This window comes from Nostoc sp. (genome assembly GCF_041747015.1).
Lineage (GTDB): Bacteria > Cyanobacteriota > Cyanobacteriia > Cyanobacteriales > Nostocaceae > Nostoc.
Genome location: NZ_JBGTFY010000266.1, coordinates 1 through 7,452 on the forward strand (window position 1 = coordinate 1; position 7,452 = coordinate 7,452).

7 protein-coding genes and 1 pseudogene are annotated in these 7,452 nt (G+C 40.5%); 3 read left to right on the plus strand and 5 right to left on the minus strand.

Translation table 11 applies throughout. The features are described from left to right. Both grxC and gshB read left to right on the plus strand, forming a co-directional pair. On the plus strand, positions 1–236 hold a 236-nt coding region (grxC, locus tag ACEW80_RS21875), incomplete at its 5' end, for a glutaredoxin 3 (protein ID WP_373528614.1). A 236-nt stretch (positions 237–472) separates the two neighbouring features. Continuing rightward, the gene (gene gshB / locus ACEW80_RS21880) at positions 473–1,459 is read left to right on the plus strand and encodes a glutathione synthase (protein ID WP_373528615.1); all 987 of its coding nucleotides are present in this window, start codon (positions 473–475) and stop codon (positions 1,457–1,459) included. A 164-nt stretch (positions 1,460–1,623) separates the two neighbouring features. On the opposite strand, the gene ACEW80_RS21885 is transcribed toward gshB, so the two are convergent. The 4 genes and pseudogenes from ACEW80_RS21885 to ACEW80_RS21900 form a co-directional block, all read right to left on the minus strand. Then, positions 1,624–2,244 (minus strand): hypothetical protein, encoded by a 621-nt coding sequence (locus tag ACEW80_RS21885; RefSeq protein ID WP_373528616.1) that lies wholly within the window; start codon positions 2,242–2,244, stop codon positions 1,624–1,626. A 47-nt stretch (positions 2,245–2,291) separates the two neighbouring features. Further along, the gene (locus ACEW80_RS21890) at positions 2,292–3,065 is read right to left on the minus strand and encodes a trans-aconitate 2-methyltransferase (protein ID WP_373528617.1); all 774 of its coding nucleotides are present in this window, start codon (positions 3,063–3,065) and stop codon (positions 2,292–2,294) included. 227 nt (positions 3,066–3,292) lie between these two features. Continuing rightward, positions 3,293–3,457: a hypothetical protein gene (locus tag ACEW80_RS21895; protein ID WP_373528618.1), complete on the minus strand. Its 165-nt coding sequence runs from the start codon at positions 3,455–3,457 to the stop codon at positions 3,293–3,295. Beyond that, positions 3,451–4,012: pseudogene (locus ACEW80_RS21900) on the minus strand (peptidase U32 family protein); the annotation flags it as partial. The gene ACEW80_RS21895 and the pseudogene ACEW80_RS21900, both read right to left, overlap by 7 nt. Positions 4,013–4,314: 302 nt before the next feature. Between ACEW80_RS21900 and ACEW80_RS21905 the strand changes: the two are divergent. Then, positions 4,315–5,247, plus strand: a complete 933-nt coding sequence (locus ACEW80_RS21905) for a glycosyltransferase family 2 protein (RefSeq protein ID WP_373528619.1) — start codon at positions 4,315–4,317, stop codon at positions 5,245–5,247. Positions 5,248–5,366: 119 nt separating this feature from the next. Here the strand turns inward: ACEW80_RS21905 and ACEW80_RS21910 are convergent, their stop codons facing one another. Next, entirely contained in the window at positions 5,367–6,989 is a 1,623-nt protein-coding gene (locus ACEW80_RS21910) for an iron uptake porin (RefSeq protein WP_373528620.1), read from the minus strand. Positions 6,990–7,452: the final 463 nt, after the last annotated feature.

Sequence of the window (7,452 nt, forward strand, 5' to 3'; positions counted from 1 at the left end):
GCCCGTTTTGCATCCGTGCCAAAAGTTTGCTGAAGAATAAGGGAGTTGAATTTATCGAATACAGTATTGATGGAGATGAAGCAGCCAGAAGTAAAATGGCTCAAAGGGCAAATGGACGCCAGTCTTTACCGCAAATTTTCATTAATGATGATCATATTGGTGGTTGTGATGATATCCATGCTTTAGATAGTCAAGGCAAGCTGGATGAGCTACTAACTTCTAGCAATAGCGTGTAGATTCAGAAGATATTGCGATGACTGGCGACAAGCCACTACACACGGCAGTCGCTACAACTCTGGAAAAACAATGTGCTGCCTTGTTTACGGACTTTTTCTCCACAAAACTAAAGTCTGTACCCAAGATGTTAACTTCAAGGTTTTGTTCATCAGTACATATGTACATCAATTAGTGAGATCATCAAGAGATAATAATTAAATAACCATTTAATTTCTTGGTGATTGAGGTACAAAGGGTGAAACTGGCTTTTATTATTGATCCCATCCATCAGCTTGACCCGTGTCATGATACCAGTATTGCCCTGATTGAAGCAGCGCAAATTCTAGGGCACGAAATTTGGATAACTCAGGCAAACTTGCTGAGTGTAGTGGAAAGCAAAGCTTGGGCTTTCCTACAGCGAGTCGAACTTGTACCAGTGCAGTTAGTTGAGGGACGTTGGGTAGCGGCGAATCCTTGGTATAAGTTGAGCGATTCCTCCTTAACTTCTTTAGAGACAATGGACGCCGTATTTATGCGGACAGATCCACCAGTTAATGATTCCTACCTCTATGCTACCTACATTCTGGATTACATTGACCAAAATAAAACTCTATTGATTAATAGTCCCGGCGGTATCCGAGGGGCAAATGAGAAAATGTACGCCCTCCAATTTACCAAAGCGATTCCAGAGACGATTGTCAGTGCTAATAAGCAGTTTATCCGGCAATTTATGGAAGCAAAGGGAGCTGCGATTCTCAAACCACTGGGTAACAAAGCTGGGGAAGGAATTTTGTTTTTGCAATCAGGCGATCGCAATTTTAACTCTATTGTCGAACTTAGTACCCTTCAAGGTCGAGTGCCAGTAATGGTACAAACCTATTTACCGGAGGCAAAAGAGGGAGATAAGCGAATTATCCTGCTCAATGGCGAACCGATTGGTGCGCTTAATCGCCTCTCTAGCGGAACTGATTTTCGCAATAATATGGCAACTGGTGGCACAGTCGCTAAAACAGAAATTACTCCAAGAGAGCATGAAATTTGTACCCAATTAGCCGAACGCTTACGCCAAGACGGCTTAATTTTTGTGGGTATTGACGTTATCGGTGGCTACCTGACTGAAGTTAACGTTACCAGTCCTACCGGAATTCGTGAGATTGATCGCTTAGATGGTATTCACCTTGGTTATCAAATTATTCAATGGATTGAACAAACTCTAAAAATCAAAAAAAATCAGACTAATTGAGAGTGCGATCGCGGCTGGTAACTACTCAGTCTTGAATGTACTTATGGGACGCACAACGGTCGAGCTTCTTAACATAATCGACCTGGAAAACTCATATTTATTCGATGGATCGTGTTGCATCAAGTTGGCGGAGTATCAGACAACACAAATACTTAAAGTTTCAGTTAGCCTGAACGCCGTAACCCTATCTTGTTCTGAGTAGTCATCTGGATACTGCATAAAGCTGGACTTTTACTAAAGTTGCAAGTGTAGGTTGCCAAGGGTTCTTTTTGATAATTAAATACTCGGATATTGTAACCAAAGTTGCGTGCAGCACTGCCCAAGCGATTTACGAAGTTGTAGCGATCTACATACTCTAGTAAGCTCCAAATTTGCTGATTTACGATCAAGTCTACTCGTGCAGGTTCTTTCTCAGAAGCTGGATATCCTATCCAATTATCCAATAACTTTTTCTCAGAGTTTTCTTGTGCCCACCATAAACTGGGAACGGTTAATCGTTCTGGGTTAATCGTGTTAGCTGTGATCACATAGTCTTTTGGCTTGGTTAATAAGTTTAGTTCTAGAGGTGCGCTAGAAGGAGACGGTATTGGAGTCGTTTGCGCTAGTGAGGGCGGGACTAGTAAAGTGGTAAGGCTAATGGTTAGTAGTAATGAAAATGATGTCTGGCGATGGCTGCGCCAACGCCTGCCGTAGGATGCCCGTACCCCTACGGGGAAGCAAGCTACGCGTAGCGTCTCCTTTAGGAGAAGGGCTGTAGGGCGATCGCACAATTTGAGTATATCCATAGCTAATACTAATTTGTAATTAAGACACAAGTCAAAATTCGCACAATCTAAAATTTAATCGCAACGATGCGAATTCTTCGATAGTCTGCTATCCAAGTTCCTTGTTGATACAGGGTTGGCTTCAGATGTTCCTCCACGACGCGAATTACTTGTATTTTTTGCTCACTAGAAAGTCCTGCTAAAAAACTGGTGGCGAACATCTGAATCCAGTTTGCCATACTTGCTTCTCCCTCTGCTAAAGGAGTTGGACGAGCAAAAAGTATGGCATGAATGACATCAAAGCCTTGTTGCTCTAATCGGCTGGCGTACTCACCAATACTAGGAAAATACCAAGGATTGAGGGCTTGTGCAGGGATATGAATTGCTTCTAAAGCACTTTCCAAAGCTGTAGCGATCGCTTGCACATTTCCCTTACCACCAAATTCGGCGACAAACCTTCCCCCTGGTTTTAGGGATTGATGTATGGAAGCGATCGCACTATCGGCTTCTTTCACCCAATGTAGTACAGCGTTGGAAAACACAGCATCCAATGGCTTGTCTACTCGAAAGTTTGTAGCATCAGCAACATCAAAGCGGATATGGGGATAGTTTTGTCTGGCCTTTTCTATCATCGCGGGTGCATGATCAACTCCCATGACTTCAGCACCAACTTGGGCAATTTTTTCTGTCAGTTGTCCCGTACCACAGCCAAGATCCAAAATCGATTCTCCTGGCTGAGGGTTAAGGAATTTTAGTAAGTCCTCACCATACTGCCAAACAAAGGCGTGTTTATCTTCGTAAAGGGAAGTGTCCCAATTATTGCTTGTCAAAATATTATTCATAAACAACTATGGTAGTTTTTAATTAAATATGATAATATAGATACTAAAAAATATGCAACAGCTTCAGGAGATGTATCCATTCCTTGAGCTATATTCAAAATCTTATGTGGTCGATATTTCGGATAAAGTCTTGCAAGTAATGTAACCCACATTCCGCACTTCACTTTGTAGTATATATATTGACAATAAAAAATTCTATATAATTTACGTAGAAAAACTTAAAATATTTAATAATTAATATTACCAGTATTACAGGCATCGATAATGACTTCTCCATAAATTTCTACATCAATGGGACGCTGAAATTGTGGGTTCTCGCCAGAAAAACTCTGACGCAGTTGCTTATCGAGTTCTGGATCACTGGTTTTCCAAATGCGATCGCCTATATGCACAAAGCGCCGTGAACAAAAACTTCCAAGGGTAGCGGAGTTTCCTGTTGGGCAATCTGCTGCTGAATTTTATTGATTTCCTTAAGAGAACATTCACGCGCCAGCACCACTAATTGACAGCCGCGGGACTTGGCAAATTCCACCCCAACCGCACTGGTGATAGTCATTTGAGTGGAAGCATGGATGGGAAAATCCGGTGAGAGGTGACGCATGAGACGGCATATACCCACATCTGGAACAATCACCGCATCTATACCCGATGCAATAATTGTACGGAGATTATTGCTGCGCTTCTGCTAGTTCTTTGGGAAATATTAGGGTGTTGACAGTGACATAACCCTTTACGCCTCGATGGTGCAGAAATGTGATCAATTGGGGTAAGTCTGCCTCAGCGAAATTTTGCGCTCGCATTCTGGCGTTGAAGCGATTCAAACCGAAGTAAATCGCGTCTGCCCCATTTTCTACAGCGGCTTTAGCACATTCCCAGTTACCTGCTGGCGCAAGTAGTTCGGGACGTTGAAGATCAGGTGGGGAAAGGGGTGAGGAGGCGTAGCCCATCGGAGATATCGCTTTTCATTAGACTTAGGGTTAACTAGCACCATACTGTTTTTATCGAAGTCGGTGGGGAAGGAGCGATCGCTATATTAAAATTAACAGGAGTTCAATAATTCCTGATGACTATTTTTAAATATTTTCCTAAATAATTTTAGATTTTATTTGGTTACATATTTCAGTAATTATACGGTAATAAGTATAGATTTAGTCAAATTATTATAGATTAAGTATTTTAGCAATTTTCTAATCTAAATTTCTAGAGTTTTCAATTAAACACATTAGAAAATATATACAGATTAAAGTATATGGAACAGCCACTTATATCTATTGTAATTGCAACATACAATAGAGCCTCAAGTTTACGTAGCTACAGTTTTCCAGCGATCGCTAAACTCAACTATCCAAACTATGAGGTAGTAATAGTTGATGATGCCTCAACAGACGATACAGAAAGCTTTCTCAAAACTGGTGACGAGAATATAAAAAACCTGCTTATTCTACGAAATAATCAGAACAAAGGAGCTTGCTTTTCTAGAAATCTCGGTGTTGCTTACGCCAAAGGTGAAATTGTCGTCCTGATGGACGACGATGTGAGTCCATTTCCTGATTGCTTTAATGAATTAATCAAAATCTATACAGAAGATCCAGATGTCATGACTATTTGGGGATGTATTTACGAACGTGGTGGTTCTAGCAAAGGAACAACAACATTTGGCACTGGTAGCCTCTGGTCATTACGACGAGAAATCTTTGATCATTTTCGTTTCGATACAAATCTTCGATATTTTAGAAGCAGTGCTTGCGACGAACACGAGTTAGCACGACGAATACAAAAGCATGGTTTCAAGATTATTAAAGCTAAAACAGCCAAAGCAGATCATTTCCAGGCTCCTGCTGAAAACAGAATCTGGAGAGGACTAGGCGGAGATTTGAATCACCTTTATGAAAAGTTGAAATATGGATCTATTTTCCAGTACTATGGTTTGTTAATTCTTGGGGTTTTATTGACGCTAAAACGACTACTGACAAAAGTAGAGTTGAATAAAAATTGGGATAATCATCCCTATCATCAAGTTCTGCAAACACCAAATCGTCTATTTGTATTTATCAAAGAACGACAATTTTTTCTAGCTGCAAAATGGTTCTTTTATATTCTGATAGATATTCCGTTCCGAGCAAAAACTAAGGGAATTACCGAGTCATTTGCTAAAGCCTACAGCACTAAATGGCCTGCATAATATTGTCAAGCAGTTAAAGTTTTAGGAGGTGATAAAGTCCCATCAGGTCGAATCGTCAAAGACGTTGTGCAAACAATAATGGAGCGTCCCAAACCGCCAAATCCTTTGTTTAACTTTCTTTAGAATAGGAAAGTTGTTCTAATAGTGCCAATCACCGCATCTTTATTGTCATCATTTTGACCAGGAGCCGTAATCCAAATCACGCCAGGGGTGATAGCAATGTTATCTGTAAGCCGATACTTGTAAAAGCCTTCAACGTGTAGGGATAAATCGTTAGCAGGTGATGGGTTCCCTCCCCGGTAAGGCTCTGCACCCACAACAAGACCACCAAGATTACCTTGCTTACCTAAATCTGGGAAAGCCAGTTCTAAGGCATAGTACCAAATATCTGCGCTACCACTGCCTGCTAAATTTTTGGCGCTAGTGTAACCAAAGAACCCATTGACTGCAAATCGAGGACTAAATTTATAGAAAGCTTCTACTCCGTAGGAGTTGGTAATCGTTCGCTCAAATGAAGTATTTGCTTGAGATGTCCCGACAAGTGTAAAACTACTACCGAGGTCAAATATTGCTCCCCGATTTTGATAGGCATTTACATAAGTTAAACCAATGCCAGAGTTATTGTTGGGGTTCCATGCTAATTGTGCAAGTGAGCTATATTGACCATTAAATAAACCTCTATCTGTTTGAGGACTGGCATGAGATCCTGCTAAGTAACCCAAGCTCAATACCAATTTGTTACTGAGTCGATAATTGATTCCTCCACCCCCACCGCCACCAATACGGTAAATAGGGCTAGAGGAAGCAAATTCTGTCAAAGCACGACTACCTCCTGTACCGCTATCGAGATAGGGACTGAGAGTAGGAACGAAATCAAAAAATACTCCGTTCACGGCTCCTATGTAAGCATCGATTTTGTTGCTAATGGGGAAGTAGTAAGAGAGCCAATCTACGGACAGGTTGTTGTTACTAGGAGCAAGATTGAAGGTTTGCAAACCTTCGGCTGTACCATCAGGAAGCTGCAAAGTAGTAGTGTTTCCAGTACTTAGACGAGTATTTAGAGCGTCTTTACCTGTAAAGCTAGTTTTCAAAACGAGGCGAACTCTATCTTGGAAAACAGTATTGCTATTATTCACAGAGCCTTGGAAGGCATTCGTAATCACAAAGATTGCTTCCCCAAAAAGTTTTGTAGTTGTAGAAAACTGATTTGCTTCGAGTTCAGCAGTGTGAGCTTCTAAACTATCAACACGACTCCGTAGAGTTCCTAGTTCAGGAGAAAATTCTTCTTGCAGCCTTTCTAAACTGGCTAAGTCCTCTTTAGTAACTAGGTCAGACGTACCTGTTACGATTAACTCGTTGACACGAGACAAACAGGCGTTTAAACCTGCGGCAAATTCATAGCGAGTGATGGGACTATTGCCCCGATAAGTACCATTTGGATACCCTGCAATGCATCCATAACGCTCAACTAAAAACTGGAGTGATTGAAAAGCCCAATCATTTGGCTGTACATCTGAAAGTTGAGATACGGAATTTACCTGAGACATATTGTTTGCCCCTGGAACCACAACTGCTTGTGCGATCGCTTGAGATTTAGTTAGGGGTGATGCTGCGAACTGATTAGTCAGCGCTTTTGTTTTAAGTAAATTGCTGTTTTCAGCATAAGCTGATGTACTGGTTAATAAAGTAGCTCCTAAAATCACTGCTTTGAGCAGTAATTTATGAGATGAATAATTTAACATTTCTTTCCTTTCTCATATTTTGTATGTCAAAGATTAGATAATATCCATCCACAAACTCAGATAATCGCCAAGCTAAAAATCTTTGCCCTAGCTAGTTAGTAAAGATTTTAAATGCTTGTATCAACCAAAATTCTTTCTAGCTTTTTTACAGAATAGAGTTATTTTTTTGGCAAATACTATCGCAATTTCAAATCAATATTTTTTAGATTTTGAAAAGTTATGCTACCTCACACATAAATATAAATTTTGTGCTAACAAACTATAAACTACATAAAGTCTATCCATTTTTAGTAGTTTGCGTATTTAAATTATGAATATCGCATATATAGGGCTTGCTGAACAAAAGTGAAACATAGTCTAGGTAAGGGTTTTGAGCATTTTTTCACCAAGCAAGTGCAAGACTATAGCATCCAGAGGTTCAAAAACCTTGCACTTTCGTCGGCGAGCGCCGGGCAAATTGGGA